The following is a 25,481-nucleotide window of genomic DNA, read 5'->3' on the forward strand; positions in this document are numbered from 1 at the left end:
CAGGCAGATCACCAGCTTCTACAGTCGCCTGTAAATCCCGCCAACAGGGATTCCGATTCCAAGCACTCGGAGGAGACCATGCTCGCACTGCTCGGGCTGCTGACCATCGTCGCGCTGTTTGTCGTCATCCTGACGAAGCGCATGTCGCCGTTGGTTGCGCTCATCGCCATTCCCGTCATCGCCGCGCTTGTGGGCGGCTTCGGGCTCAACACCAGCAAGTTCATCATCGGCGGCATCAAGGATGTGGCGCCCGTGGCGGGGATGTTCATCTTCGCCATCCTGTACTTCGGCATCGTCACGGATGCCGGCATGCTGGACCCGATCATCGACCGCATCCTGCGCACCGTGGGCAGCCGGCCGCCGCGCATCGTGGTGGGCTCGGCGCTGCTGGCGCTGCTGATTCACCTGGACGGCTCGGGCGCGGTGGCGTTCCTCATCACCATTCCGGCCATGCTGCCGCTGTACGACCGGCTCGGCATGGACCGCCGCATCCTCGCGTGCGTGACGTCGATGGCCTGCGGCGTGAACTTCCTGCCGTGGACGGGCCCGATGATTCGCGCCTCGGCCTCGCTGCACATGCCGGTGACGGACATCTTCAACCCGCTGATCCCGGTGCAGATTGCGGGGCTCGTCTTCGTGTTCGCGTGCGCCTGGCTGCTGGGCAAACGTGAAGAGAAACGCCTGGGCCTTGCCAACCACGGTGGCGCCACACAAGTCGTCGCCCGCCCGCTCACGGAGGCCGAACAGGCGCTGCGCCGCCCACGCAATTTCTGGATCAACCTCGTGCTGACCGTCGTGGTGATGGGCGTGATGGTGAGCGGCAAAGTCGACCCGGTGGTGATGTTCATGCTGGGCGTAGTGGCCGCGCTGCTCATCAACTACCCGAACGTCGATCAGCAACGCCAGCGCGTGGATGCCCACGCCAAGGCCGCGCTGATGATGGCGAGCATCCTGCTGGCGGCAGGCGTGTTCACCGGCATCATGAGCAAGTCCGGCATGCTCACGGCGATGGCGAAGACGGCGGTCGACTTCATCCCGCCTGCCATGGCGCACCACATTCCGGTGGTGCTGGGCGTGCTGTCGATGCCGCTGTCGCTGCTGTTCGATCCGGATTCGTTCTACTTTGGTGTGCTGCCGGTGGTGGCAGAAGCGTCGAAGATGCTGGGCGTGGCACCGGTCCACGTGGCGCAGGCTGCTGTGCTCGGCCAGATGACGACGGGCTTTCCGGTCAGTCCGCTTACGCCCGCGACCTTCCTCGTGGTCGGCCTGTGCGGCATCGATCTGGCGGACCACCAGAAATTCTCGATCCCCTTCCTGTTCGGTGCCTCGCTGCTGATGACCGCAGCGGCGGTGGTGCTGGGCGTGCTTCCGTGGTGATGGCATGACGACCCAGTTGAAAACACTACGCATCGGCGGCGGCGCCGGTTATTCGGGCGACCGCATCGAACCTGCACTGGAACTGGCAGAGCACGGCGACATCGACGTACTGATGTTCGAGTGCCTGGCCGAGCGCACCATCGCGCTCGCGCAGCAGGTGCGCCGCAAAGATCCATCGCACGGTTACGACCCGCTGCTCGAAGCACGCATGCGCGCGGTGCTGCCGGCCTGCGCGGCGCGCGGCATCCGCATCGTCACCAACATGGGCGCAGCCAACCCGCAAGCTGCAGCGGAACGCACGCGCGACATTGCCCGCGAGCTTGGCCTCAAGCTGCGCGTGGCGGCTGTCACCGGCGACGATGTGTACGACTTGTTGCAAACGCGCGGCCAGGACTTCACGTTGATGGATGGCGGTGAACCCGTTGCGTCGCTCGGTGCACGCATGGTGTCGGCCAATGCGTACCTCGGTGCGCAGGGCATCGTGGATGCTCTGGCGCTAGGCGCAGACGTCGTCATCACCGGGCGCGTGGCTGATCCCGCATTGGCGCTTGGGCCACTCATCCACGCCTTCGGCTGGCGCATGGACGACTGGCATCGCCTGGGCTGCGGCACGCTGGCCGGGCACCTGCTCGAATGCGCGGGGCAGATCACGGGTGGCTACTTTGCCGACCCCGGCATTAAGGACGTGCCCAATCTCGCGCGCCTAGGCTTCCCCATCGGTGAAGTCGGTGAGGACGGTGCCGTGCTCATCACCAAGGTGGCCACAGCCGGCGGCCTCGTCACCGAGGCAACGTGCAAGGAGCAGTTGCTGTATGAGATCCACAACCCCGCACGCTACCTCACACCCGATGTGGTGGCGGATTTCTCCAACGTACGCATGTACACCGATGGCACCGATCGCGTCGTCATCGAAGGCGCAACGGGCACACCGCGCACCGGTCAGCTAAAGGTATCGATCGGCTATCTCGACAGCTATATCGGCGAGGGCCAGATCAGCTATGCCGGCCCCAACGCAGTGGCACGCGGCAGGCTGGCGCTCGACATCGTGCGCGAGCGATTGGCGCTCACCGGTGTGCAGATGACGGAGACACGCTTCGAGTTGATCGGCGTGGATGCGCTGCACGGCGCTGCCCTTTCGCGCGCGGATGCGGAACCGTATGAAGTGCGGGTGCGGGTGGCGGCGCGCACGACGTCGATGGCCGAAGCCGTGCGCATCGGCAACGAGGTGGAAACGCTGCTGACCTGTGGCCCCTCCGGCGGCGGCGGTGCGACCAAGAGCGCGCGTGAAGTCATCGCCGTCGCGTCAACGTTGATCCCGGCCGAGCTGGCGCCTCACAACGTGCAGATTCTGGAGAGCTGACATGACCCGCATCCTCCGCGACCTTGCCCACACCCGTGCCGGCGACAAGGGTGACATCTCATGCATTTCCGTCATCGCCCATCGCGATGAAGACTTTGCCGTGCTGGAGCAACACGTAACGGCAGAACGCGTGCGCGCGCATTTCGCCGAGCTCGTTCACGGCGATGTTGAACGTTACGTGCTGCCGCAGTTGGGCTCGCTCAACTTCGTGCTGCACGGCGCGCTGGCCGGCGGCGTAACACGCTCGCTGGCGCTGGACGCGCATGGCAAGTCGTTGTCGAGTGCGCTGCTCACCCTGGAGATTCCGGGCTAAGCTGGCGCACCACGCCCCACCTTCGCCATGAACCTCTCCGTCAAGCAGCTCCGCGCCTTTGCCGCGCTGCGCGAGCACAAGAACTTCACGCAGGCGGCACAAACCTGCCATCTGTCGCAGTCGGCCTTCAGTGCATTGATCCAGAACCTGGAAGCCGATGCCGGCGTGCGCCTGTTCGATCGCAACACACGCCACGTTGAGCTGACGCCCGAGGGCGAAGCGTTTGCCGAATCCGCCCTGCGCCTGCTGGCGGACTTCGAGGCCACCTTTGCCGAACTGCGCGACCGCGCGGCTGCGCGCACGGGGCGTGTGACGGTGGCCGCGCTGCCATCGATTGCGGCGGGCATTCTGCCGGGCGTGCTGGCGGACTTTTCCGCGCAACATCCTGGCATTCAACTCGCCCTGCACGACTTACTGTCAGACCCGTGCATCGACATGGTCCGGCGCGGCGCGGCGGACTTCGCCATTGCAGCCATCGGTGCAGACATGGCCGGGCTGACCGCGCAGCCGTTCTGCACAGACGACTTCCATCTCGTCTGCCATCAGGGTCACCCGCTCGCGCACAAACCCTCGCTCAGCGTGAGCGACCTTGTCGACGCGCCGTTCATCCACCTCGCGCGCAACACGAGCATCCGGCAATACCTCGACGCTGCACTGCACCCGACGAAGTTGCGCAGCGGCATGGAGGTCGAGCACTTGGCCACGGCCGCTGCGCTGGCGGCGGCCAATCTGGGCATTACCGTCATTCCGGCGCTGGCGCTGTTCCAGTTCCGCCTGCCAGAGCTGGTGGTGCGGCCGCTACCGTTACCAGGGCTGGTGCGCACGCTGTACGTGATCCGGCGCGACGGGCGCAGCCTGTCGGTGGCAGCGCAAGGTTTGCTGGATCTGTTGCTGGCCCACCCCGTCCATACCGACAGCGAAGCCTGACGAGACTTGAGACTTGATGCGACGCAAACGCGTGCGCTCGCCAGGCATGGCAGCGTCAAACGAGGCTGCTACAGTGGACGCATCCTCACACCTGGAGCGCCCCATGTATCAACGCATCCTCGCCGGTTTTGACGGCAGCCACGAAGCCAGGCTTGCAGTCGATCAAGCCGCGGCACTTGCCCAGGCATTCGGCGGCCGGGTGCGCATAGTGTGGGCGATTGGCTCGCCAACCATGCCGGAGTCGCGCGAGATCTACAGCGTCGATACGCTGCGTAACACCGAACACCAGAGCGCCGACCACTCCCTGGCCGAGCTGCAACGTACGCTGGAAGGTGCCGGCGTTGTTGTCGAGACCGGCGTCCTGATGCTCGACTCCACCGACGACGACATCGGCAACGCCCTGGAGCACGAAGCCGTGCGCTGGCAGGCCGATACCATCGTGGTCGGTTCACAAAACCGGAGCGGGTTGTCGCGCATCCTGCTGGGCAGCGTGGCCGAGCGTACCGTCAAGCTATCGCGCCGCACCGTCATCGTGGTACGTGCGCAGCACGCTGATCACACAAGCGGCTAAAGAATCACTTTCACTAGAGCTGGCTTACTATGCAACTTGTTGCATAGTGAAAAGTGCTGTGCTATGTTGCCTCCACGCTGATGCAATCTGTTGCACTTCTGTTCAGGAGACACTGTGACCCAGCCCGCAGTTCGACACATCGCTACCGCTCTGTCCGCCCAGTCGCAAGCCACGCTCACCGCCTGGCACGCCATGCTTGAGAGCGGCAACATGGACGCGCTCGACGACCTGTTCGCCGAGGACGTCGTCTTCCGCTCGCCCGTGGCGCACACGGCGTATCCGGGCCGCACGGCCACCACGCTGGTGCTGCGCACCGTCAACACGGTCTTTGAAGACTTCCAATACCACCGCAGCTTCGCCACGGATGATGGTGCAAGCGTGGTGCTGGAGTTCAGCGCCAACGTGAGCGGCAAATCGCTCAAGGGCATCGACATGATCCGCTTCAATGCGAGCGGCAAGATTGTCGAGTTCGAGGTGATGGTCCGCCCGGCCACAGGCCTGCAAGCGCTGGGCGCGGCCATGGGAGCCAAGCTGGCCGACAAGCTCGCGCTGCTCAAGGCCGAGGCCTGATCCTCCGCGTCGCCCCCCTTCCTGATTCCATAACGATTTCCAACGGAGACTGCCATGTCGCTGCCGCCGATCCTGCAAAACCGCCTGTCCGTGCCCGTGGTGGGCTCGCCGCTATTCATCATCTCCAACCCTGACCTCGTGATCGCGCAGTGCAAGGCGGGCGTGGTCGGCTCGTTCCCGGCGCTCAATGCGCGCCCGGCCGAGCTGCTGGAAACCTGGCTGCAGCGCATCACCACGGAGCTGGCCGAATACGACGCGCAGCATCCGGACAAGCCATCGGCGCCGTTTGCCGTCAATCAGATCGTGCACAAGTCGAACGACCGCCTGGAGCACGACCTGGCGCTGTGCGTGAAGTACAAGGTGCCCATCGTCATCACCTCGCTGGGCGCGCGTGAAGACGTGAACCAGGCCGTGCACAGCTACGGCGGCATCGTGCTGCACGACGTCATCAACAACAAGTTTGCCAAGAAGGCGATCGAGAAAGGCGCGGATGGCCTGATCGCTGTGGCCGCAGGCGCGGGTGGCCATGCGGGTACGACCTCGCCGTTTGCGCTGATCCACGAGATTCGTGAATGGTTCGATGGCCCGCTGCTGCTGTCGGGCGCGATTGCCAACGGCAATGCCATTCTGGCTGCGCTGGCTGCTGGTGCGGACCTGGCCTACGTGGGCTCGGCGTTTATCGCCACGGAAGAAGCCAACGCGATCGAGGGCTACAAACAAGCCATCGTGGAATCCACCGCCAGCGACATCGTCTACACCAACCTGTTCACAGGCGTGCACGGCAACTACCTGCGCAAGAGCATCGAGAGCGCGGGCCTGGACCCGGAAGCCCTGCCGGAATCGGACCCGAGCAAGATGAACTTCGGCTCCGGCGGCGGTGCCAAGGCCAAGGCATGGAAGGACATCTGGGGCGCCGGCCAGGGTGTGGGCGCAGTCAAACGCGTGGTGCCGGCGGCGGAACTTGTCAAGCGCTTTGCCGAGGAGTTTGAAGTGGCGCGCCGTCGCCTGAACAACATCGAGGCACTGCGCGCCCCGGCGGGTGACAAGGCACCGGCGTAAACCGTCAGGCCACTAGGGCCCGTTGGCCCTAGGCCGTTACCGAGGCTGGCTCCAGCAACGGCAGCACATCGTCTGCCCACGCGAGCCAGCCTTCTTCGTAAACGATGCCGCGCTGAAGCACCGCATGCTGCAGCCGCTGGGCGCGCGTGAGATCAGCGCGCAAGAAATCGCGCTGTTCGATTTCGCGGAATGTGTTCAGGCGCGTACGGTGCTGCTCGATCAGGCGCTGCATCTCGCCAATAAAGCCGAGCGGGCCGATCACAGCCTCGGCGCGCAGCTTCACTAGCACCTCTTCACGGTTATCCGACGACACGGTCGGCTCCAGCACCCAGCGCGCTAGCTCTTCGCGCCCCGGCTGCAGGACCGTGTACGTCTTCTTGCGGCCGTCTTCCTCTTCCTCCACGCTGACCCAACCGGCCTCGGCCATGCGACCAAGCTCGCGGTAGATCTGCTGATGGGTGGCACTCCAGAAATAGCCCATCGATTTGTCAAAGCGGCGGGCGAGCTCATAGCCGGACGAGGGCTTTTCGAGCAGGGAAGTGAGCAGCGCGTGTTGGATGGACATGAGCGAAAAGTAACGTCGGCCTTGTGTTTCAGCGATCGGGAATGGCACACCGTTGCCCGATGCGATCTGCGAACTTTACAGAACAGTCATCGACACGTCATGCAGTGTTTGCCACTGTTGCATATCACTCGGCAGCCTGTGCCTGCGTGAAGTCCTGTGCCGCTTGCACGAGCCATGTTCGCAACGCCTGCAGCGGCGGATAGTCGGTCCGACCTGTGGGCCAGGCCAGATAGTAGCGCTCGGCGCTTTCCATCTCCGGCACATGGGGCAAGGCCAGCACAAGATCGCCCTGCCGCAATTCGTGAGCGATCAGAAAGCGCGGCAGCAATGCCACGCCCAGGCCCGCAACAGCCGCCTGGGCGGCGGTCGCAAACTGGTCGAACACCATGCCTTGCGTATCCCCCCCGTCCACCTGATGAGTGGCCAGCCAACGCGACCACGCGTCGGGGCGCGAAGCCAGGTGCAACAACGGTGCACCCAGCAGATCGCGCGGCTGCGCAAAGTTGTATCGGGCCAGCAGCGCCGGGCTGCAAGCGGGCACGACGGTCTCGCTCATCAACAAGGCGAGTTCGGCCCCCGGCCAGTGCTGCGGGCCGAAATGGATGGCCGCATCCACCGCCTCCCACTGGAAGTCGAACTGCGACAGCCGCGTCGTCAGGTTGATCGTGATGCCGGGGTGCTGATCGAAGAACTGCGGCAGGCGCGGTGCCAGCCAACGGGTGCCGAAGGTAGGGAGGATGGCCAGGTTCAGGCTGCCCCCTTGCGGATTCGCACGAAAGCCAACCGTGGCGCTGGAAATGCGCATCAACGCACCGCGAATGTCTTCCGCATACGCCTGGCCCGCCGGGCTCAGACGCACGGTCTGGCGCTCACGCACGAACAGCTCGGCCCCCAGGCGATCTTCCAGCGCACGAATCTGCCGGCTGACCGCGCTTTGCGTCAGGTGCAGTTCAGCGGCAGCCGCCGTGAAGCTCTGGTGGCGCGCAGCCGCCTCAAATGCGCAAAGCAGGGACATGGGCGGCAGAAAGCGGCGTGGCGGAAACATGCAAGGCCCTGGCGATTGGGTTGGGTGGTCAAGCGAGAAGCTGGCAGGTCATTCTATTCTGGAATGAACTCTGTCCGGATTATCGTTTGACCGGCTTCCAGTGCGCCACCTAGCATCGATCCAATCCTCGCCAATCCCCATCCCGTCATGAGCGCTTCGCATCAACCCACGGCCGATTCCTTCGTCTCCGCAGACGACATCCGCACGCGTTTTTCACGTGCCATGTCCGCCATGTACCGCCAGGAAGTGCCGCAGTACGGCACCTTGATCGACCTGGTAGCCGACATCAACGCGCGCACGCTGAATGCCCAACCCACGTTGCGCGCGCAGATGGCGCATGCGGGTGAGCTGGAGCGACTGGATGTGGAGCGCCACGGCGCCATCCGCGTCGGCACAGCGGCCGAGCTGGCGACGCTGCGGCGGCTGTTTGCCGTCATGGGCATGGAGCCCGTGGGCTACTACGACTTGTCGGTGGCGGGTGTGCCCGTGCACTCCACGGCGTTTCGTCCGGTGGCCGATGCTGCATTGGCGGCCAATCCGTTCCGCGTGTTCACGTCGTTGCTGCGGCTTGAGCTGATTCCCGATCCGGCCTTGCGCGAGAAGGCGGCAGCCATCCTGGCACGCCGCCAGATCTTCACGCCGCGCGTGCTGGAATTGATCGCGCAGTGCGAGACCGATGGCGGACTCTCCGACACAGATGCCGATGCCTTCGTACGCGAGGCGCTGGAGACCTTCCGCTGGCACAGCACCGCCACCGTCGACGCCGACACCTACCGCGCCCTGCAAGCGGCACACCGCCTGGTGGCCGACGTGGTCTGCTTCCGGGGGCCGCACATCAACCACCTGACGCCGCGTACGCTCGACATCGACGCTGCGCAGGCCGCCATGCCTGCGCGCGGCATGGACGCCAAGGAGGTGGTGGAAGGCCCGCCGCGTCGCAACTGCCCCATCCTGCTGCGCCAGACCAGCTTCAAGGCATTACAGGAGGCCGTGCGCTTTACCGATGATGCCGGTGCGCATACGGCGCGCTTTGGCGAGATCGAGCAACGCGGCGTCGCCCTGACGCGCAAGGGCCGCGCGCTGTACGACACGCTGCTGGCCGAGGTGCGTGACATGGGCAATGCCGGCAGCGCCGCGCCAGACTACGAGAGTCGGCTGGCACTGGCGTTCCGCGCCTTCCCCGATACCCATGAAGCATTGCGTGCGCAAGGGCTGGCCTACTATCGCTACAGCCTGACGGCATCGGGCGAAGCGGCGCAGATCGACGCCGACGCCTCGTTGGATGCGCTGCTAGCCAATGGTCACGTACAAGCCGATCCGATCACGTATGAAGACTTTCTGCCGGTGAGCGCGGCGGGCATCTTCCAGTCCAACCTGGGCGGCGAAGAACAGAAGCAGTATCAGGCCCATGCCGCGCAGCAAGCGTTTGAGGCCGCGCTGGGTGGGCGCGTGCATGACGAAATCGCCCTCTACGAAGCGGCACAGCAGCGCTCGGTCGACCAGCTGCGCACCGTGTTGCGCGGCATGCCCGTCGTGGATGCCACAGCATGAGCGACATGCCGGCCTTTGCCGCCCCGTTTGCGCACCCTGCAGGCTCGCCCATTCGCGAGCTGTTTCCGTACCTCAACCAACCGGGGATGATCTCGCTGGCTGGCGGCTATCCATCGCCCAGCCTGTTCGATGCCGAAGGGCTGGCGCAGGCGGCCGCCCAAGCCATGACGGGCGATGCGCAGACACTGCAGTACGGCGCAACGGAAGGACTGCCCATCCTCCGCACTGCGCTGGCAGCCCTGATGCGCGAACGCGGCATTCAGTCCAGCGCCGAACAGGTGATGGTGACCACGGGCTCGCAGCAGGCATTCGATCTGCTGGTGCGCGTGCTGATCGAACCGGGGGATACGGTTCTGGTGGAAGTGCCCGCCTACCCCGCCACGCTGCAAGCCTTGCGTCTTGCGCAGGCGCGCATCGTGCCCGTGCCGATGGACGAGCACGGCCTGCAAGCCGACGCACTGGCCGAGTTGCTACGCCAACTGCCCGCGGAGCAGCGTCCAAAGCTGCTCTACACCGTACCGAACTTCTCCAACCCCCGGGGCACGCTGCTGGCCGCCGAGCGCCGTGAGGCCCTGGTGCAACTGGCCTGCACCCACGGCTTTTGGGTGGTAGAAGACGACCCCTACGGCGAGCTGCGATTCGACACCGATGGCCCGATGCCGCCAACGCTGCGCACCATCGGCGACCGATTAGCCGATGGCGGCGTGAACCCGGTGGTGTATCTCTCCAGCCTGTCCAAAACCGTTGCCCCGGCACTGCGCGTTGGCTGGATGCTGGCCGACAACAGCCTGCTGCGCCGTTGCGCGGTCGCCAAGCAGACGGTGGACCTGTGTACCTCGCCACTGGCGCAGATGGTGGCCGCCCGCTACCTGGAGAGCGGGCGCTATCCGGCCACGGTGCAGCGCGCCCGCATCGAATATCAGCGGCGCATGCAGGCCCTGGTGCAAGGCGTCGCTTCCAGCTTGAGCGGCCACGTGCATTGCGCGCCGCCGGCGGGCGGCATGTTCGTCTGGGCCACGTTTGCACAGTCGATCGCCCCACAGGCGCTGTTCGATGCCGCTGTCGCCCAGCACGTGCTGTATGTACCCGGCAAGGCGTTCTACCCAGACAACACGCCGCACCACACCATGCGCCTGTCTTTCGCCGCGCCCGACGTGCCGCAAATCGAGCAAGCCGTGCAGCGGCTCGCTGCGGCCGTAAATGAAGTCCTCCGCTGACAGCTTCAGCGACTGACAACCTTCATCACCGTTGCCATGACACCCGACAACCTGATCCCTGCCTTGCGCGACATCGTGGGGGCCGCCCATGTTCTGACCGGCGATGCGTGCATCGAATACGAGACCGATTGGCGCCAGCGCCTACAAGGCAAAGCGCTGTGCGTAGTACGACCCGGCTCTACCGCAGAAGTGGCCGAGGTGATGCGTGCATGCGCCCAGGCCGGCGTCTCGATCGTGCCGCAGGGTGGCAATACGGGCCTGGTGGAAGGCTCGGTACCCAGTGGAGGTGGCCAGCAGGTCATCTTGAGCCTGCGCCGCATGCAGGCCGTACGCGCCATCGACCTCGCCAACATGACGGTTACGGTGGAAGCAGGTTGTGTGCTCCAGTCTCTGCAGGAGGCAGTACAGGACGCGGGGATGCTGTTTCCGCTGAGCCTGGGTGCCGAGGGCAGTTGCACCATCGGCGGCAACCTGGCGACCAACGCGGGCGGCACGCAGGTGGTGCGCTACGGCAATGCGCGCGAGCTGTGCCTGGGGCTGGAAGTGGTACTGGCCGACGGGCAAGTCTGGGAAGGCCTGCAGGGCCTGCGCAAGGACAACACCGGTTACGACCTGCGCAACCTGTTCATCGGCAGCGAAGGCACGCTGGGCATCATCACGGCGGCCACGCTGCGGCTGTATCCGCAGCCCGCAGCGCAGTTGACGGCTTGGGCCGCGGTGCCCTCGCTGGAGGCGGCCACGGCGCTGCTGGCCTTGTCGCATCGGCATCTGTCTTCTGCGCTCACGGGCTTTGAAGTGATGAACCAGGAGGGGCTCAAGCTCGTTGACGAGCACTACCCCCATCTGCGCGTACCGATGTGGCGCGACACGATGTGGTGCGTCTTGCTGGAAGCATCCGACAGCGAATCCGAAGCACACGCCCGGGCACAGTTCGAACACCTGCTAGAGACCGCGATGGAAGACGACATCGTGACAGACGCCATCATCGCGGAGAACCTCCGCCAGGCGCATGATCTGTGGCACATCCGCGAGAGCATCACGCTGGCGCAGGCGGCCGAGGGCCTCAACATCAAGCACGATGTGTCTGTGCCGATCTCATGCATTCCCGAGTTCGTGGCGCAAACCGATGCACAACTCCAAGCACTGGCGCCGGGCGTGCGACTGATCAACTTCGGGCACCTGGGCGATGGGAACCTGCACTACAACATGCAGGCGCCGGCCGGTGCAGATGCGGCCGCATTCATCGCGGCGCATGAGGCAACGATCAGCGATGCGGTCTATCAGGCCGTTCACCGGTTTGGCGGATCGATCTCGGCAGAGCACGGCATTGGCGCGCTCAAGCGCGACAAGCTTCCCCACTACAAGACGCCCGTGGCGCTGCAGTTGATGCGCACTATCAAGCAGGCGCTGGACCCGCAGTGTTTGCTGAACCCCGGCCGGGTGCTTGCCGCAGAACCCACTCAGTGAGCCGAATCAGATTGCCCTTCAGATCGCACGATACGCGTCGCTCACCGCCATGGAATGCATGGGCCGACGCAGCGTCGGATCAAACGGGTTGATCTGCGTGGTCAGCCGGTTGGCCTCGCGCAGCAGCATGTCGACCACGATGGGCAGCCGGTCGGCGCTCAGGCGGTTGACGAGCGTGCCGACCGACAGCGCGGCCACCACGTTGCCGTTGCGATCGAACACCGGCACGGCAATGCCCGCCATGCCTTCGAGCAACCCATCCGTCTTGGCGCTGTAGCCCTGTTCGCGGGCCTTTCTGACTTCGGAGCGCAGGTAGACCTCGTCATACACGCTGTAGTGCCGGATGCGCGGCAGGTTGTAGCGCAGCACCTCCTCCTGTTCTGCCTCGGGCAGGTGCGCCAAGATCACCATCGCGCCCTGGCCCACGCCCAGTTCGATCCGGCCGCCGACATCGCCCGTAAAGGTGCGAATGGGGTACTGGCCTTCCACGCGGTCAAGGCACACCGCATCGAAGCCCGAACGCACCAGCAGCAGCACCGTGTCGCCCAGGCTGGCATTCAGGCGCAGCAAGGCCGGCCGCGCCACCGCGCGCAGATCGTTCACCGTGCCCGCCTGGGCCGCCAGGCAGAACAGATCCAGGCTCAGCCGGTACAGCTTGTTCTGCTGATCCTGCTCGACCATGCCTTCCTGCGTCAGGCCCTGCAACAGGCGGTGCGTTGTGGCGGGGGTCATGCCCAGCGTCTTGGCCAGGTAGGTGACACGCACACCTTGGTGCTGCTGCTCCGCCATGGTGCGCAGGATCTGGAAGGTGCGGTGCATGGCACTGCGCTGATGCGCGTCGTCTTCGAAATCAGAAGCCATGAAGCTGGAATGGAGCGAATTGGGTTGATCGATTGTATTCCGTTAATCGGAATAAATTAGAGAAATATTCCGTTTACAGCGTATACACCTACGTAAACCCAATGTCTTGGCACGTGCATTGCAATAGCATATCCATATTCTTCAGACAAAGAATGCGGCCTCAGGACCCAGAACTAAGGCCCCGTCGCAAAGGATGACCGATGAGTTTTCTGCGCCTCAACCATGTCTCCAAGCAGTACGGCGACCTCCGCGTGGTTCAAGACTTCAACCTGGAGGTGCACAAGGGCGAGTTCGTCTCGCTGCTCGGCCCCTCGGGCTGCGGCAAGACCACGACCTTGCAGATGATTGCGGGCTTTGCGGAGGTGTCTGCGGGCACCATCGAGCTGGACGGCAAGAACATCACCCGTGCCAAGGCCAACGCACGCGGCCTGGGGATCGTGTTCCAGACCTACGCGCTATTCCCGCACATGACGGTGCGCGAGAACGTGGAGTTCGGCCTGGAGATGCGCAAGTGCCCCCCGGCCGAACGCCGCGAGCGCGCCCTGCAGACGCTGGCACTCGTACATCTGGACAAGCATGTCGACCGCTACCCGCGCGAGCTCTCCGGCGGCCAGCGCCAGCGTGTTGCCCTGGCACGGGCGCTGGTCATCAAGCCGCCGGTGCTGCTGCTGGACGAGCCGCTGTCCAACCTGGACGCCAAGCTGCGTGAAGAGATGCAGTTCGAGCTGCGCGAGATCCAGCGCAAGGTGGGCACGACCACCATCATGGTCACGCACGATCAGGCCGAGGCCATGTCGATCAGCGACCGCGTGGTCGTCATGGAAGCCGGGCGCATCACGCAGGTGGATACGCCGCTGGCGGTGTACGAGCACCCGCGCAATGCGTTCATCTCCACCTTTGTCGGCAAGGCCAATCTGCTGCATGCGTCGGTGGTGTCAGGCAGCGATGGCGAGATCCGCGCGACCGTCGGGTCGGTTCAGGTGGCGTTGCCGCCGGGCACCTCTGCCGGCAACTCCGTCGTGCTGGCGCTGCGCCCTGAAAAGATGACCTGCACCGCTGACGGCACCGGCCGCTGCGAAGGCCGCGTGACCGAACGCTTCTTCCTCGGCAATCAGTGGATGTACACCGTCGATACCCCGCTGGGCGCGTTGCTCGTGTCGGCCGTCAACGACGGCGGCGCGCCGTGCGATGTCGGTCAGACCGTGGGCGTGGACTGGCAGGACCAGTATGTGCGAGTCATTGGCGCCGCGGGGGCCGCAGCATGAACCGCGGATTCAACTGGGTGCCATGGAGCATGACGGGCCCTGCGCTGGCCCTGTTCACCGTGATGCTGCTCGTGCCGCTGGCGCTGAGCGCGGTGCTGTCCTTCAACGCGTTCGACATCGACAAGGGGCCCATCGCGGGCACCTTCACGTTCGCGCACTACCTGCACGTGGTGCAGGACCCATACTACTACGAAATCTTCTGGCGCACGCTGCGCATCTCGGCGCTGGTGACGGTGGTGTGCATTCTGGTCGGTGCGCCGGAGGCCTACATCCTGAGCCGGATGGGCAAACCGTGGCGCTCGATCTTTCTGCTCGTCATTCTGGCGCCGCTGCTGATCTCGGTGGTGGTGCGCGCGTTCGGCTGGAGCATGCTGCTCGGGCCCGAAGGCCTGATCAACGGCGTGCTCAGGGCCGTCGGCATCGGCCCGGTCAAGCTGCTGTACAACGAGACGGCCATCGTGATTGCGCTGGTGCACGTGATGCTGCCCTTCATGGTGATCCCGGTGTGGACGTCGCTGCAGAAGCTCGACCCGTGGGTGGAGAACGCGGCGCTCTCGCTGTCCGCATCGCACTTCACCACCTTGCGCCGCGTGGTGCTGCCGCAGGTCATGCCGGGCATTCTGTCGGGCAGCCTGATCGTGTTTGGTCTGTCGGCCAGTTCATTCGCCATTCCGGGCCTGCTGGGCGGGCGCCGCGTGAAGATGGTGGCCACGCTCATCTACGACGAGTACCTGAACGAGCTCAACTGGCCGCTCGGTGCGGCGATCGCGCTGATTCTGCTGGCGGCCAATCTGGTCATCATGCTGGGCTGGAACCGCATGATCGAAAGCCGCTACAAGAAGACGCTGGGCTGAGGGGGCGCACATGCAAAAGAACGGACCCCTCGCGCTCGCTTTCAACGCGCTCGTCATCACCTTCATGCTGGCGCCGCTGGTGATCGTGTGCATCGTCGCCTTCACCCCGGAGGAAACACTCACGCTGCCGACCAGCCATTTCTCGCTGCGCTGGTTTGATCAGGTGCTGCATCACCCAGATTTTGTGCAGTCGTTCTGGAACAGCCTGTGGCTGGGTGTAGCGGCTGCCACCATCTCCACTGCGCTGGCGGTGCCGGCAGCCATGGCGATCGTTCGCTCGCGGGCGCCGGGGCTGCAGTTTCTGCAGGGGCTGTTTCTGTCGCCGCTGATCATTCCGCACCTCGTGCTGGGCGTGGCGCTGCTGCGCATGTTTTCACTGGTGGGTGGGCAAGGCAGTTTCGGCTGGCTGATCTTCGCGCACGCGCTCATCGTCACGCCCTACACGATGCGGCTGGTGATGGCTGCGCTCGTGGGCTTCGACCACTCGGTGGAGCACGCGGCCTACTCGCTGGGCGCCAGCGGCTTCACGGTGTTCCGCCGCATGACGCTGCCGATGATCCTGCCGGGCATCACCGGTGGGTGGCTGCTGGCGTTCATCAACAGCTTTGATGAGCTGACGATGTCCATCTTCGTGGTATCGCCCGCCACCGTCACGCTGCCGGTCCGCATGTACATGTACGCCACCGAATCGCTCGACCCGATGATGGCCGCCGTCTCGGCGCTGATCGTCTTCCTCACGCTGGCGCTGATGCTGCTGCTGGACAGGGTCTACGGTCTGGACCGCATCCTGATCGGCAAGCATTGAGACAGAGACCACGATGAATGCTCCTGCAAAACCGATAGCCGTTGCGCAACTCCAGCGTCTCAAGGAACGCAACCGCCCCCCAGTGGCTTTCGTGCTGGATGGTCAGCCCGCCGAAGCACTGGCCGGCGACACCGTACTGACGGCGGTGCTCACGCAATCACGCCAATTGCGCATCAATGAATTCAGCCAGCAACCGCGTGCCGGCTTCTGCCTGATGGGTGCCTGCCAGGACTGCTGGGTGCGCCTGGCCGATGGCCAATCGCTGCGCGCCTGCCAGACCATGATCGAACCGGGTATGCATATCTGCACGCAGTTGGCCGGCACCGAGGGAGCCACGCAATGCTGACGACGACTGCGTCCGCTGCGCCCACGTTGCAGCGTCAGAGCCAGCACGATTTGCCGCCCGTCATCATCGGTGCCGGGCCGGCAGGTGTGCGCGCGGCCGAAACCTTGCTGGCACACGGTCTCAAGCCCATCGTGCTGGACGAGGCGCCGCATGCAGGCGGCCAGATCTATCGTCGCCAACCCGATGGCTTTGCCCGCACCGCTGCAGAGCTGTACGGCACCGAGGCCGCGCGCGCGCGGGCGGTGCATGCCACCTTCGACCGCATCCGACCGCAGATCGACTATCACCCGCAAACGCTGGTGTGGAATGCGCAGCCCGATCTGCTCGACCTGCTGCACGTGCCCACGCGCGAAATCAGCAGCCTCGCCTGGCGCGATGTGATCGTGGCCACCGGCGCCACGGACCGCGTACTGCCCATCCCAGGTTGGACGCTGCCGGGGGTCTACACGCTGGGCGGCGCGCAAGTCGCGCTCAAGTATCAAGGCTGCGCGATCGGCGATGCCGTGGTGTTTGCCGGCACTGGACCCCTGCTGTACCTGGTGGCCTGCCAGTACGCCAAAGCCGGGGCGAACGTGGTAGCGGTCCTCGACACCGCACCCGCTACCGCGCGCTACAAGGCCGCGCCGGCCATGCTGGGCCAGCCTGCCGTCATGGCCAAGGGCGTGGCGCTGGTTGCCTGGCTCAAGCTGCACGGCATTCCCATGCACCACGGTGTGCGGCTGCTGCGTGCCGAGGGCGATGCGGCGGTGGAACATCTAGTGTGGCAAGACAGCGCCGGCCGCGAACAGCGCACTGCGTGCTCCGCCGTGGGCATGGGTTACGCCCTGCGGCCCGAAACCCAATTGGCCGATCTGCTGGGCTGCGCGTTCGAGTTCTCCACACTGCACCGCTCCCACGTGCCCCGCATCGACGCGATGCGGCGCAGCTCCGTGGCGGGCGTGTACCTGGCGGGCGATGGCGCGGGCATCATGGGCGCCGATGCCGCCGAGTCCTCGGGCGCGCTGGCGGCAATGGCACTGCTGCAGGACCGGCAAACCGCTATCGATACCGACCGCGTACGCCGTCTGCAAACGCGTTTGCAAAAGATCGAGCGATTCCGCCATGCGCTGGAAACGGCGTTTCCGTTTCCCGAAGATTGGGCTGCGCACGCCAGCGACGATCTGGTCGTGTGCCGCTGTGAGAACGTTACAGCCGGCACGCTGCGCCAGACGGCCACCGAGTGCGGTGCGCATGAACTGAACCGCCTCAAGGCGCTGTGCCGGGTGGGCATGGGCCGTTGCCAGGGCCGTATGTGCGGTGCAGCGGCAGCGGAAATCCTGGCGCACGTACGCTCCGTACCGCTGGCCCAGGTGGGCCGCCTGCGCGGTCAGGCACCAATCAAACCCTTGCCGCTGGATGTGACTGCCGTGGAGGACGAGCATGCGTGAGCAACTGGCGTGCGACGTGGCCATCATCGGCGGCGGCATCATGGGCAGCGCCACTGCGCTTTTCCTGCGCCAGCGTGGGCTGACGGTCACGCTGCTGGAGCGCGACCTGTGCGGCTCGCGCTCGAGTGGCGTCAACTTCGGCGGCGTGCGGCGCCAGGGGCGTGCCATCGCACAGTTGCCACTGGCGCAGCGCTCGCACCAGATCTGGGGGCGCCTCACCGAGTTGATCGGCACCGAGGCGGAATACGAACGCAGCGGACACTTCAAGATCGCCCGCAGCATCGCGGATATGGAATCACTGGCCGACTATGCCGAGCGCAGTCAGAGCTTCGGCCTTGGGTTGCAGTTGATCGAGGGCCGGGCCGCGCTGCAGAAGTATTTCCCGATGGGAGGCGATCAGATTGTCGGCGGCTCGCTGTGCCCGGAGGACGGGCAGGCCAATCCGCGTCTGCTGTCTCCCGCGTTTGCACGCGCCGCGCAGGCTGCCGGCGCCGATGTGCGCGAGCACGCGCCGGTGCTGTCGGTCGAGCACGACGGCGCACGCTTCGTCGTGCATGCGCGCCAGCATGATCGTGACCTGGAGATCAAGGCCCCCGCCCTGGTCAACTGCGCCGGTGCCTGGGCAGCGCAGTTTGCTGCGCAGTGGGGCGAACCCGTGCCCATGTTCACCATCCCGCCCACCATGGGCGTGACCGAACCCTTGCCCTTCTTCCTACCGTGGAGCCTGGGCGTGGAAGGCGGCGGCATCTACTGCCGCCAGGTGCGGCGCGGCAATGTGGTGTTCGGCGGCGGGCGCGGCTACCTGCTCGACGACCAGCGCGCGCGCTCGTCGCACGTGGCCATCCTGCGCCAGTTGCCGCAACTGGCTGCCCTGCTGCCGCAACTCAAGGGCGCGCACATCATCCGCACCTGGAGCGGCACGGAAGGCAACCTGCCCGACGACCAACCCGTGATCGGCGCCAGCGCCCGTCGCCCCGGCCTGTTCCATGCCTTCGGCTTTGCCGGTGCCGGCTTCCAGCTGGGGCCCGGCGTGGGCGATGTCATGGCCGAGCTGATTGCCGAGGGCCGCACCAGTACGCCGATCGAACCCTTTTCCATCCAACGTTTTCTGCATCCCGACGCTTGATGCAGCTTGATGCACTTGATGCCCCAGGAGATCACCATGCTTGTGAAACACGCGAAAACATCGTTCGTTGCAGCGGCTGCCGGTGCTGCGCTACTTGCAGCTGGCACCACCCACGCCGAAACCAAGACGCTGTACATCGGCATGAACGGCGGCAACATGGAACGTACCTACACGCAGTTCGTGTTCCCGCCGTTCGAGAAGGCCAACAACGTCAAGGTGGTCGTCGTGCCCGGCACTTCGACCGACATCCTCGCCAAGGCTCAGGCCACCAAGGGCAAGGCCCAGATGCACGTGATGACGCTGGATGACGGCGTCATGTTCCGTGCCATCGGCATGGGGCTGTGCGAAAAACTCAAGCCTTCGGCCAACCTGTCGGCGGTGCCCGCCATTGCCCACCTCAAGGGTGACTACGCCGTGGGCCTGTCGATGGGGCTGACGGGTCTCGCCTACAGCACCAAGATCTTTGCCGACAAGGGCTGGGCGCCGCCCACCTCGTGGGCCGACCTGGCGGACCCGAAATACAAGGGCAAAGTGGTGGTGCAGTCCATGCCGGCATCGTCGTTTGGGCTGGACGCCTTCCTGATGTTCAACCGGCTCAAGGGCGGCACGGAAAAGAACGTCGACCCGGCGTTCAAGGCGTGGCCCACCACGATTGGCCCGAACGTGGTCGAGTACATCCCCAACTCGTCGAAAGTGGTGGAGATGATGCAGGCGGGCGATGCCGCCGTGTTTCCCTACACGCTAACGCAGGTTGAGCTGATGAAGTCCAAGGGCATTCCCATGGAGTTCGTTGCGCCCAAGGAAGGCGCTGTCGTTCTGCTGACCGCGCAGTGCGTGCTGGCCAACAACCCGGATGCCGATCTCGCGCAGAAGCTGGCGGACTACCTGATCAGCCCCGAGGCACAGGCGCTCGCCATGGAAAACGGTTCCTACAATCCAGTCAATCCGAAGGCACCGCTCAAGGGCAAGGCTGCGGAAGAGCAGAACAAGATGAACGGCATTCTCAAGACGGCCGTTGCGCTGGACTGGGACGTCATCAATGCCGAGCGCCCGGAGTGGAGCAAGCGCTGGAACCGCGTGGTCGAGCGTTGATCGCCCGGCAAGCGCACACTGATTGATCAGTTGAATACGAAAGAACAGTAAGGATGGATGTATGGCAGATTCCCGCACACGATTGCAAACGGTACTGAACGCCCTGGGCCTGGACTTGAAGGCCTACGAAGGCACGGACTGGACGAGCCGCGCCCCACGCGACGGCTCCGTATTGGCCCGCGTCAAATCGCACACCGCCGAGCAGGCGCAGGCCGCCATCCAGAACGCGCACACGGCGTATCTGACGTGGCGCACCGTGCCCGCGCCGGTGCGTGGTGAGCTGGTGCGCCGATTGGGCGAGGTGCTGCGCACGCACAAGGCAGCGTTGGGCGAACTCGTATCACTGGAGGCAGGCAAGATCGCCTCTGAAGGCCTGGGCGAAGTGCAGGAGATGATCGACATCTGCGATTTCGCGGTCGGCCTGTCGCGGCAACTGCACGGACTGACCATCGCCAGCGAGCGGCCCGGGCACCGCATGATGGAGACCTGGCACCCAATGGGGGTGGTGGGCATCATCTCGGCGTTCAACTTCCCCGTGGCGGTGTGGTCGTGGAACGCGGCGCTCGCCCTGGTGTGCGGCAATGCCATCGTCTGGAAGCCGTCAGAGAAGACACCGCTGACCGCCATTGCGTGCCAGCACCTGATGCAACAGGTGGTGGATGCGTTCAATGCGGAGAAGCCGGGCGCCATTCCTGCAGGGCTGAGCCAGTTGCTGATCGGCGGGCGCGACGTGGGCGAAGCGCTGGTGGTCAGCCACCTTGTGCCGGTGGTCAGCGCCACGGGCTCGACCCGCATGGGCCGTCAGGTTGGTGTGAAGGTGGCGGAGCGCTTTGGCCGTTCGATTCTGGAGCTGGGCGGCAACAACGCGATGATCGTGACGCCCTCAGCCGATCTGGAACTGGCGGCTCGCGCAATCACCTTTGCCGCCGTGGGCACGGCGGGCCAGCGCTGCACGTCATTGCGCCGCCTGATCGTGCACCGCTCGGTGGCCGACACGCTGCTGGCACGCCTGGAAAAAATCTACCAGAGCATTGCCATTGGCGACCCGCTGGCCGACGGCACGCTGGTTGGCCCGCTGATCGACCAGGCCGCTTTCGATGGCATGCAACAGGCACTGGCACAGGCACGCGCTGAAGGCGGCACGGTGCTCGGCGGTGAGCGCGTGCATGAAGAACTCGGTGCCGATGCCTGGTACGTGCGCCCCGCGCTGGTCAAGATGCCCAAGCCGACCCACGTGATGCAAAGCGAGACCTTCGCGCCCATCCTGTACGTGGTGGTGTACGACGGCGACACCGACGAGGCGATCGCGATCCAGAACGGTGTGCCGCAAGGGCTGTCATCGGCCATCTTCACGGGCAGCCTGAGCGATGCCGAGCGCTTCATGTCGTCGGCGGGCAGCGACTGCGGCATTGCCAACGTCAACATCGGCACATCGGGCGCCGAGATCGGCGGCGCGTTTGGCGGCGAGAAGGAAACCGGCGGCGGCCGGGAATCCGGCTCAGACGCGTGGAAGGGCTACATGCGCCGCGCCACCAACACCATCAACTACAGCGGCGCGCTGCCGCTGGCGCAGGGCGTCCGGTTCGACGTGTGACAACCAGGCGGCGACGAGGTCGGCTGTCGCATCTCGTCGCCTTCCTACCGCTCAGCGCGGGGGGCGCGTCCGAAAGCGCTCCATGAAACCGCTGGCACGCACTCCAGGTGCTGGCGCAAGATCGCGCCTGCGGCCCCATGACAGGGTGGATCGCACCGAATGCGCAGGCAATACGCCCGCAGCCCGCACTCCGGCGACAGGCCGTTCGCAATCGCTTTCCTGTGCTTCAATGCAGTTCGACTGCAACACTGCACCCACATGAAGCGCTTCGACGACCTGTACCTCTTCACGCGCGTGGTGGAAGCCGGTGGCTTTTCCGCCGCCGAGCGCGCCACGGGCATCCCCAAGTCACGCCTCAGCCGCCGCATTGCCGAACTGGAAACGCAGCTCGGCACGCGCCTGCTGCAGCGGTCGAGCCATCGCGTGTCAGTCACGCCGGTGGGCGAAGCGGTGTATCGGCATGCGCGCGACATGGCCGATGCGTCGGCGGCCATCGAAGCACTGGCGGGTGCAGCGCGCAGCGAGCCTGCGGGGGTCCTGCGCGTGGGCACATCACCGCTGCTGGCCGAGACCTTGCTCGCCGGCTGGCTGGCCGAGTTTGCCGATGCCCACCCGAAGCTGCGCATCGAGCTGGACCTCTCCAACACCTATGTCGACCTGATCGAGCAACGCATCGACGTTGCCATTCGCGCGGCCACCGGGCCGTTGCCGTCGCGCGACGTGGTGGCGCGCCATCTGGCGGTCTCACCGCGTGTGCTGGTGGGCAGTCCCACGCTGCTTGCCCGTGTGGAAGCGCCAAGAACGCCGGCCGATCTCGACAACCTGCCGTGCCTTGGCCACGGCACGCTTGCGCGCAGCCGCGACTGGGTTCTGCAGGATGCGCGCGGCCATCGGCTGGCGCTGCCCGTCCGGCCACACTTTGCCGCCGACAACATCATCGCGTTGCGCGAAGCGGCCATCGCCGGGTTGGGCCTCGCCATCCTGCCGCAGCACTGCTGCCACGAAGCGCTTGTTAATGGCCGCTTGCAGACGGTGTTGCCGAACTGGACGCCCGAGCCGGCTGACCTGCATGCGCTGTACCCATCGCGCGCGGGTGTACCGCCGTCGGTGAAGGCGCTGGTGGCATTCCTGCGGGAGCGTTTTGCCAAGGAAACCACCATGCAGCCGATCCACTGAGGCTGGCCACTTACCTCACCACCCTGCCGAAAAAGTCGAGCATGCGCGCACCGATTTCCTCGTGGTGCGTCTCCAGCGCAAAGTGGCCGCTGTCGACAAAGTGCACTTCTGCATCCGGCAGATCACGCTTGAACGCCTCCGCACCGGGCGGAATGAAGATGGCGTCATTGCGGCCCCACACGGCCAGCAGAGGTGGACGGTGCGCGCGAAAGTACGCGTGCAGCGCCGGATACAACGCGACGTTGCTGGCGTAGTCCAGGAACAAGTCCATCTGGATGTCGAGCTGGCCCGCGCGGCCCAGGAAGTACTGGTCAAGCAGATAGCCATCCGGTGCCACGCGCGTTGGATCGGGCACGCCGTTCAGGTACTGCCATTGCGTCATCTCGTCGGAGACCAGCCCGTGCAGCTCCCGGCGATGTGCTTCGTCCGGGTTGGCCCAGTAGGCCTTGATTGGCGCCCACGGGCCCTCACCAAAGCCGTCCTCATAGCCATTGCCGTTTTGCGTGACGATGGCCGTGATGCGTTCCGGATGTGCCATCGCCAGGCGCCAGCCGGTCGGCGCACCGTAGTCGAACACGTAGATCGCATAGCGCGACAAGCCAATCGCTTGCGTGAAGCCATCCACCACGTGCGCAAGGTTGTCGAAGGTGTAGCGGAAGCCCTCTGGCGCCTGCGTCAAACCGAAGCCCGGCAGATCCGGCGCAACCACGTGATAGCGCCCGGCCAACTGCGGAATCAGGTCTCGGAACATGTGCGAGGCACTCGGGAAGCCATGCAACAGCAGCACGGTGGGCGCGTCGGCCGGGCCGGCCTCGCGGTAGAACACGCGCACACCCTCAACGTCTGCCATGCGATGGCGGACGGCGGTGGGGGCATAGGCATCAGCAACAAGATCGGCCGGGTGGGCTGGGGCGTTCATGACAGGGTTCCTGGTGAGATTTTGGGGAACAGCACCGCAGCCACTGTAACCAGTGAAATTATATTTTTAAAGTTACATGAAATTTTCCCATTGGTCGCATTCCGATCTGTGATGCAAAACAAAACGGGCACGCCGTGTGGCGTGCCCGCGTGGGGAGTCCTGCAGCAGGAAAACTCAGGTGAGCCGCTCAAGCGCCTGGGCAGCGATACGGCGCGTGATGACCTCGGCGGAGTCTTCCGTGGCCAGTTGGGCGCCCTGGCCCGACCACAGGTTGATGAAATCGCCCGAGCCGGTCGGCTCGGTCTTGGCGCGCAGCGGTGCCAGCGAACCACCGGCCGTCGGGAAGGCCGGCGCAAACGCACTCATCGGGCCAATCTCACGCATCAACCGGTTGACGATGCCGCGCGCCGGGCGACCGGTGAACACGTTGGTGAGGGCGGTATCCGCATCCGTGGCCCGTTTGAGTGCGGCGCGATGGATGGCCGACGTCTTCGCTTCGGGCGAAAGCATGTAAGCCGTGCCGATCTGTACCGCAGATGCCCCCAGGGCGAACGCCGCCACCACGCCCCGCGCATCGCCAATACCACCCGCCGCGATCACCGGCACGCGCACCGCATCCACCACCTGTGGCACCAGCGCAAACGTACCAACCTGAGACTCGATGGACGTGGTGAGGAACATGCCGCGGTGGCCGCCAGCCTCGTTGCCCATGGCGATGACGGCGTCCACGCCGCGGGCTTCCAGCCAGCGCGCCTCTTCCACCGTCGTGGCGGCAGCGATCACCTTCGCGCCGCTGGCCTTCACGCGCGCCTGCAGTTCGGGCGCCGGCAGGCCGAAGTGGAAACTCACGACTTCAGGCTTGATCTCTTCAACCAGGGCACAGGTTGCTTCGTCAAACGGCGCGCGATTGACGGCCGGCACCTGCGTGTTCAGGTCGATGCCGAGCTCCGCGTAGTACGGCGCCAGATGCGCACGCCACTTGGCCTCACGCTCCGGATCAGGCTGCGGCGGCGTGTGGCAGAAGAAATTCAGGTTGATCGGGCCGCGTACCGCCGCACGAAACTGCTCGACCTGCTGACGAATCTGGTCTGCACTCAGCATCGCGCAGGGGATTGAACCCAAGCCGCCCGCACGCGCCACGGCAATCGCCAACTCGGCACCACCCACGCCAGCCATGGGCCCCAGCACGATCGGCACATCAATGTTGAACAACGCCAGCACGCGGGCATCAGGCCATGCGCTCATGATCTTCTCCAGCAAGGGTCTTGGATGGAGACATGGTAATGCGGCTGCCTTTGCGCGCGATCCCGGTCGTGGTGGCTCATCCCTCGATGTAACTAGAATAATTTCTCTATATGGTTACAATTACAGCATTGACGCCGAAGCTCATCCCATGCCCCAGCCCGCCGCCGTATCGCCTGACTCACCCGCGCTGATCGCCGACCACCCGGTGCTCGACATGCTCAACACCATCGCCAATGTCGACGGCCAGCCACACGACTTCTGGCAGACCGATGAAGATGTCTCTGACTGGCTTGTGCGCGCCGGCTGGTTGACAGAACCGCTGGCCGGTGGCTACCCGCCCGGCGTGCTGCTGGCCGTGGCGCGGCATCTGCGCGAGGTGATCCGCACGCTGGTGGAGGCGCGCAAGGCTGGCCGCCCTGCAAGCGCGGATGCGCTCAACGTGTTCCTTCGGCAAGCGCCCAGCCACCCTGTGCTGGTATGGGATGGCGACACCCCGCGCGTGGATCGCCTGCGCCCCGCCGATTCCGTCGAACAGCGCCTCGCCCCGCTGGCCGAGGCCGCCGCCCACCTGCTGGCGGAAGGCGATTTCCAACTCGTGCGCGTGTGTGAACACCCGGAATGCACGCTGTGGTTCTACGACCGCACCAAGTCGCACAAACGCCGGTGGTGCAGCATGGCCGTCTGCGGCAACCGGCACAAAGTGGCGGAGTACCGCAAACGCCAGCAAGGCTGATCCCCAGTCGTTCCAA

At 65.2% G+C, this 25,481-nt stretch carries 25 protein-coding genes; 20 read left to right on the plus strand and 5 right to left on the minus strand.

Annotated elements, in window-relative coordinates:
• The first annotated feature begins 78 nt into the window (after positions 1-78).
• The 7 genes from V6657_RS18900 to V6657_RS18930 all read left to right on the plus strand — a co-directional run bounded on the left by V6657_RS18900 (position 79) and on the right by V6657_RS18930 (position 6,177).
• On the plus strand, positions 79-1,377 hold the full coding sequence (locus V6657_RS18900; RefSeq protein WP_048932906.1) for a citrate:proton symporter: 1,299 nt from the start codon (positions 79-81) through the stop codon (positions 1,375-1,377).
• Between the two features lie 4 nt (positions 1,378-1,381).
• Positions 1,382-2,737 carry an acyclic terpene utilization AtuA family protein gene (locus tag V6657_RS18905; RefSeq protein WP_048932907.1) on the plus strand — a complete coding sequence of 452 codons (1,356 nt, stop codon included), beginning with the start codon at positions 1,382-1,384 and terminating at the stop codon, positions 2,735-2,737.
• 1 nt (position 2,738) lies between these two features.
• Positions 2,739-3,050 (plus strand): hypothetical protein, encoded by a 312-nt coding sequence (locus V6657_RS18910; RefSeq protein WP_048932908.1) that lies wholly within the window; start codon positions 2,739-2,741, stop codon positions 3,048-3,050.
• 27 nt (positions 3,051-3,077) lie between these two features.
• A complete protein-coding gene (locus V6657_RS18915) occupies positions 3,078-3,977 on the plus strand; it encodes a LysR family transcriptional regulator (protein ID WP_048932909.1) in 900 nt (299 codons plus the stop codon).
• A 103-nt stretch (positions 3,978-4,080) separates the two neighbouring features.
• The gene (locus tag V6657_RS18920) at positions 4,081-4,548 is read left to right on the plus strand and encodes a universal stress protein (RefSeq protein WP_048932910.1); all 468 of its coding nucleotides are present in this window, start codon (positions 4,081-4,083) and stop codon (positions 4,546-4,548) included.
• 192 nt (positions 4,549-4,740) lie between these two features.
• A complete protein-coding gene (locus V6657_RS18925; RefSeq protein WP_082170140.1) occupies positions 4,741-5,118 on the plus strand; it encodes a nuclear transport factor 2 family protein in 378 nt (125 codons plus the stop codon).
• Positions 5,119-5,172: 54 nt separating this feature from the next.
• On the plus strand, positions 5,173-6,177 hold the full coding sequence (locus V6657_RS18930) for a nitronate monooxygenase family protein (protein WP_048932911.1): 1,005 nt from the start codon (positions 5,173-5,175) through the stop codon (positions 6,175-6,177).
• A 28-nt stretch (positions 6,178-6,205) separates the two neighbouring features.
• On the opposite strand, the gene V6657_RS18935 is transcribed toward V6657_RS18930, so the two are convergent.
• The gene (locus V6657_RS18935; RefSeq protein WP_048932912.1) at positions 6,206-6,742 is read right to left on the minus strand and encodes a PadR family transcriptional regulator; all 537 of its coding nucleotides are present in this window, start codon (positions 6,740-6,742) and stop codon (positions 6,206-6,208) included.
• 124 nt (positions 6,743-6,866) lie between these two features.
• Entirely contained in the window at positions 6,867-7,787 is a 921-nt protein-coding gene (locus tag V6657_RS18940; protein WP_048932913.1) for a LysR substrate-binding domain-containing protein, read from the minus strand.
• Positions 7,788-7,934: 147 nt separating this feature from the next.
• On the opposite strand from V6657_RS18940, the gene V6657_RS18945 reads away from it, so the two are divergent.
• From V6657_RS18945 to V6657_RS18955, 3 genes are read left to right on the plus strand one after another with little or no spacing between them, the layout of a single operon-like run.
• Complete coding sequence (locus tag V6657_RS18945) at positions 7,935-9,338, plus strand: VOC family protein (RefSeq protein ID WP_048932914.1); 1,404 nt, start codon at positions 7,935-7,937, stop codon at positions 9,336-9,338.
• Between the two features lie 5 nt (positions 9,339-9,343).
• Complete coding sequence (locus tag V6657_RS18950; protein WP_048932965.1) at positions 9,344-10,555, plus strand: PLP-dependent aminotransferase family protein; 1,212 nt, start codon at positions 9,344-9,346, stop codon at positions 10,553-10,555.
• Positions 10,556-10,591: 36 nt separating this feature from the next.
• Positions 10,592-12,022, plus strand: coding sequence for an FAD-binding oxidoreductase (locus tag V6657_RS18955; protein WP_048932915.1), 1,431 nt, complete (start codon positions 10,592-10,594; stop codon positions 12,020-12,022).
• Positions 12,023-12,040: 18 nt separating this feature from the next.
• On the opposite strand, the gene V6657_RS18960 is transcribed toward V6657_RS18955, so the two are convergent.
• Positions 12,041-12,883, minus strand: coding sequence for an IclR family transcriptional regulator (locus V6657_RS18960; protein WP_021193433.1), 843 nt, complete (start codon positions 12,881-12,883; stop codon positions 12,041-12,043).
• 200 nt (positions 12,884-13,083) lie between these two features.
• Between V6657_RS18960 and V6657_RS18965 the strand changes: the two genes are divergently transcribed.
• The 9 genes from V6657_RS18965 to V6657_RS19005 all read left to right on the plus strand — a co-directional run bounded on the left by V6657_RS18965 (position 13,084) and on the right by V6657_RS19005 (position 22,568).
• The gene (locus V6657_RS18965; protein WP_048932916.1) at positions 13,084-14,148 is read left to right on the plus strand and encodes an ABC transporter ATP-binding protein; all 1,065 of its coding nucleotides are present in this window, start codon (positions 13,084-13,086) and stop codon (positions 14,146-14,148) included.
• Complete coding sequence (locus V6657_RS18970) at positions 14,145-15,002, plus strand: ABC transporter permease (RefSeq protein ID WP_048932917.1); 858 nt, start codon at positions 14,145-14,147, stop codon at positions 15,000-15,002. Before V6657_RS18965 ends, V6657_RS18970 begins: the two co-directional genes overlap by 4 nt.
• A gap of 10 nt (positions 15,003-15,012) precedes the next feature.
• Complete coding sequence (locus V6657_RS18975; RefSeq protein ID WP_048932918.1) at positions 15,013-15,807, plus strand: ABC transporter permease; 795 nt, start codon at positions 15,013-15,015, stop codon at positions 15,805-15,807.
• 13 nt (positions 15,808-15,820) lie between these two features.
• The gene (locus V6657_RS18980) at positions 15,821-16,153 is read left to right on the plus strand and encodes a (2Fe-2S)-binding protein (protein ID WP_048932919.1); all 333 of its coding nucleotides are present in this window, start codon (positions 15,821-15,823) and stop codon (positions 16,151-16,153) included.
• Entirely contained in the window at positions 16,147-17,580 is a 1,434-nt protein-coding gene (locus tag V6657_RS18985; RefSeq protein ID WP_048932920.1) for an FAD/NAD(P)-binding oxidoreductase, read from the plus strand. The genes V6657_RS18980 and V6657_RS18985 overlap by 7 nt, the downstream gene beginning before the upstream one ends.
• Positions 17,573-18,706, plus strand: a complete 1,134-nt coding sequence (locus V6657_RS18990) for an FAD-dependent oxidoreductase (protein WP_048932921.1) — start codon at positions 17,573-17,575, stop codon at positions 18,704-18,706. The genes V6657_RS18985 and V6657_RS18990 overlap by 8 nt, the downstream gene beginning before the upstream one ends.
• Positions 18,707-18,742: 36 nt before the next feature.
• Entirely contained in the window at positions 18,743-19,798 is a 1,056-nt protein-coding gene (locus V6657_RS18995; RefSeq protein ID WP_137884788.1) for an ABC transporter substrate-binding protein, read from the plus strand.
• Between the two features lie 61 nt (positions 19,799-19,859).
• On the plus strand, positions 19,860-21,392 hold the full coding sequence (locus V6657_RS19000; protein ID WP_048932922.1) for an aldehyde dehydrogenase family protein: 1,533 nt from the start codon (positions 19,860-19,862) through the stop codon (positions 21,390-21,392).
• Between the two features lie 258 nt (positions 21,393-21,650).
• A complete protein-coding gene (locus V6657_RS19005; protein WP_048932923.1) occupies positions 21,651-22,568 on the plus strand; it encodes a LysR family transcriptional regulator in 918 nt (305 codons plus the stop codon).
• A gap of 10 nt (positions 22,569-22,578) precedes the next feature.
• On the opposite strand, the gene V6657_RS19010 is transcribed toward V6657_RS19005, so the two are convergent.
• Both V6657_RS19010 and V6657_RS19015 read right to left on the minus strand, forming a co-directional pair.
• Positions 22,579-23,487: an alpha/beta hydrolase gene (locus V6657_RS19010; RefSeq protein WP_048932924.1), complete on the minus strand. Its 909-nt coding sequence runs from the start codon at positions 23,485-23,487 to the stop codon at positions 22,579-22,581.
• A 174-nt stretch (positions 23,488-23,661) separates the two neighbouring features.
• Positions 23,662-24,732: a nitronate monooxygenase family protein gene (locus tag V6657_RS19015; protein WP_048932925.1), complete on the minus strand. Its 1,071-nt coding sequence runs from the start codon at positions 24,730-24,732 to the stop codon at positions 23,662-23,664.
• Between the two features lie 148 nt (positions 24,733-24,880).
• On the opposite strand from V6657_RS19015, the gene V6657_RS19020 reads away from it, so the two are divergent.
• Positions 24,881-25,465, plus strand: coding sequence for an ABATE domain-containing protein (locus tag V6657_RS19020; RefSeq protein ID WP_048932926.1), 585 nt, complete (start codon positions 24,881-24,883; stop codon positions 25,463-25,465).
• The last annotated feature ends 16 nt before the right edge of the window (positions 25,466-25,481 follow it).

Origin of the sequence: Ralstonia sp. RRA, from assembly GCF_037023145.1 — a bacterium.
Classification (GTDB): Bacteria; Pseudomonadota; Gammaproteobacteria; order Burkholderiales; family Burkholderiaceae; genus Ralstonia.

What these genes read in the sequence shown, in the direction of transcription:
- V6657_RS18930 (WP_048932911.1), top strand. Translation starts at nt 5,173, where the DNA reads ATGTCGCTGCCGCCGATCCTGCAAAACCGCCTGTCCGTGCCCGTGGTG.
- V6657_RS18990 (WP_048932921.1), top strand. Translation starts at nt 17,573, where the DNA reads ATGCGTGAGCAACTGGCGTGCGACGTGGCCATCATCGGCGGCGGCATC.
- V6657_RS19010 (WP_048932924.1), bottom strand. Translation starts at nt 23,487, where the DNA reads ATGAACGCCCCAGCCCACCCGGCCGATCTTGTTGCTGATGCCTATGCC.
- V6657_RS18935 (WP_048932912.1), bottom strand. Translation starts at nt 6,742, where the DNA reads ATGTCCATCCAACACGCGCTGCTCACTTCCCTGCTCGAAAAGCCCTCG.
- V6657_RS18925 (WP_082170140.1), top strand. Translation starts at nt 4,741, where the DNA reads ATGCTTGAGAGCGGCAACATGGACGCGCTCGACGACCTGTTCGCCGAG.
- V6657_RS18905 (WP_048932907.1), top strand. Translation starts at nt 1,382, where the DNA reads ATGACGACCCAGTTGAAAACACTACGCATCGGCGGCGGCGCCGGTTAT.
- V6657_RS18900 (WP_048932906.1), top strand. Translation starts at nt 79, where the DNA reads ATGCTCGCACTGCTCGGGCTGCTGACCATCGTCGCGCTGTTTGTCGTC.
- V6657_RS19005 (WP_048932923.1), top strand. Translation starts at nt 21,651, where the DNA reads ATGAAGCGCTTCGACGACCTGTACCTCTTCACGCGCGTGGTGGAAGCC.
- V6657_RS18955 (WP_048932915.1), top strand. Translation starts at nt 10,592, where the DNA reads ATGACACCCGACAACCTGATCCCTGCCTTGCGCGACATCGTGGGGGCC.
- V6657_RS19000 (WP_048932922.1), top strand. Translation starts at nt 19,860, where the DNA reads ATGGCAGATTCCCGCACACGATTGCAAACGGTACTGAACGCCCTGGGC.
- V6657_RS19015 (WP_048932925.1), bottom strand. Translation starts at nt 24,732, where the DNA reads ATGAGCGCATGGCCTGATGCCCGCGTGCTGGCGTTGTTCAACATTGAT.
- V6657_RS18915 (WP_048932909.1), top strand. Translation starts at nt 3,078, where the DNA reads ATGAACCTCTCCGTCAAGCAGCTCCGCGCCTTTGCCGCGCTGCGCGAG.
- V6657_RS18950 (WP_048932965.1), top strand. Translation starts at nt 9,344, where the DNA reads ATGCCGGCCTTTGCCGCCCCGTTTGCGCACCCTGCAGGCTCGCCCATT.
- V6657_RS18980 (WP_048932919.1), top strand. Translation starts at nt 15,821, where the DNA reads ATGAATGCTCCTGCAAAACCGATAGCCGTTGCGCAACTCCAGCGTCTC.
- V6657_RS19020 (WP_048932926.1), top strand. Translation starts at nt 24,881, where the DNA reads ATGCCCCAGCCCGCCGCCGTATCGCCTGACTCACCCGCGCTGATCGCC.
- V6657_RS18975 (WP_048932918.1), top strand. Translation starts at nt 15,013, where the DNA reads ATGCAAAAGAACGGACCCCTCGCGCTCGCTTTCAACGCGCTCGTCATC.
- V6657_RS18965 (WP_048932916.1), top strand. Translation starts at nt 13,084, where the DNA reads ATGAGTTTTCTGCGCCTCAACCATGTCTCCAAGCAGTACGGCGACCTC.
- V6657_RS18940 (WP_048932913.1), bottom strand. Translation starts at nt 7,787, where the DNA reads ATGTTTCCGCCACGCCGCTTTCTGCCGCCCATGTCCCTGCTTTGCGCA.
- V6657_RS18985 (WP_048932920.1), top strand. Translation starts at nt 16,147, where the DNA reads ATGCTGACGACGACTGCGTCCGCTGCGCCCACGTTGCAGCGTCAGAGC.
- V6657_RS18960 (WP_021193433.1), bottom strand. Translation starts at nt 12,883, where the DNA reads ATGGCTTCTGATTTCGAAGACGACGCGCATCAGCGCAGTGCCATGCAC.
- V6657_RS18995 (WP_137884788.1), top strand. Translation starts at nt 18,743, where the DNA reads ATGCTTGTGAAACACGCGAAAACATCGTTCGTTGCAGCGGCTGCCGGT.
- V6657_RS18945 (WP_048932914.1), top strand. Translation starts at nt 7,935, where the DNA reads ATGAGCGCTTCGCATCAACCCACGGCCGATTCCTTCGTCTCCGCAGAC.
- V6657_RS18910 (WP_048932908.1), top strand. Translation starts at nt 2,739, where the DNA reads ATGACCCGCATCCTCCGCGACCTTGCCCACACCCGTGCCGGCGACAAG.
- V6657_RS18920 (WP_048932910.1), top strand. Translation starts at nt 4,081, where the DNA reads ATGTATCAACGCATCCTCGCCGGTTTTGACGGCAGCCACGAAGCCAGG.
- V6657_RS18970 (WP_048932917.1), top strand. Translation starts at nt 14,145, where the DNA reads ATGAACCGCGGATTCAACTGGGTGCCATGGAGCATGACGGGCCCTGCG.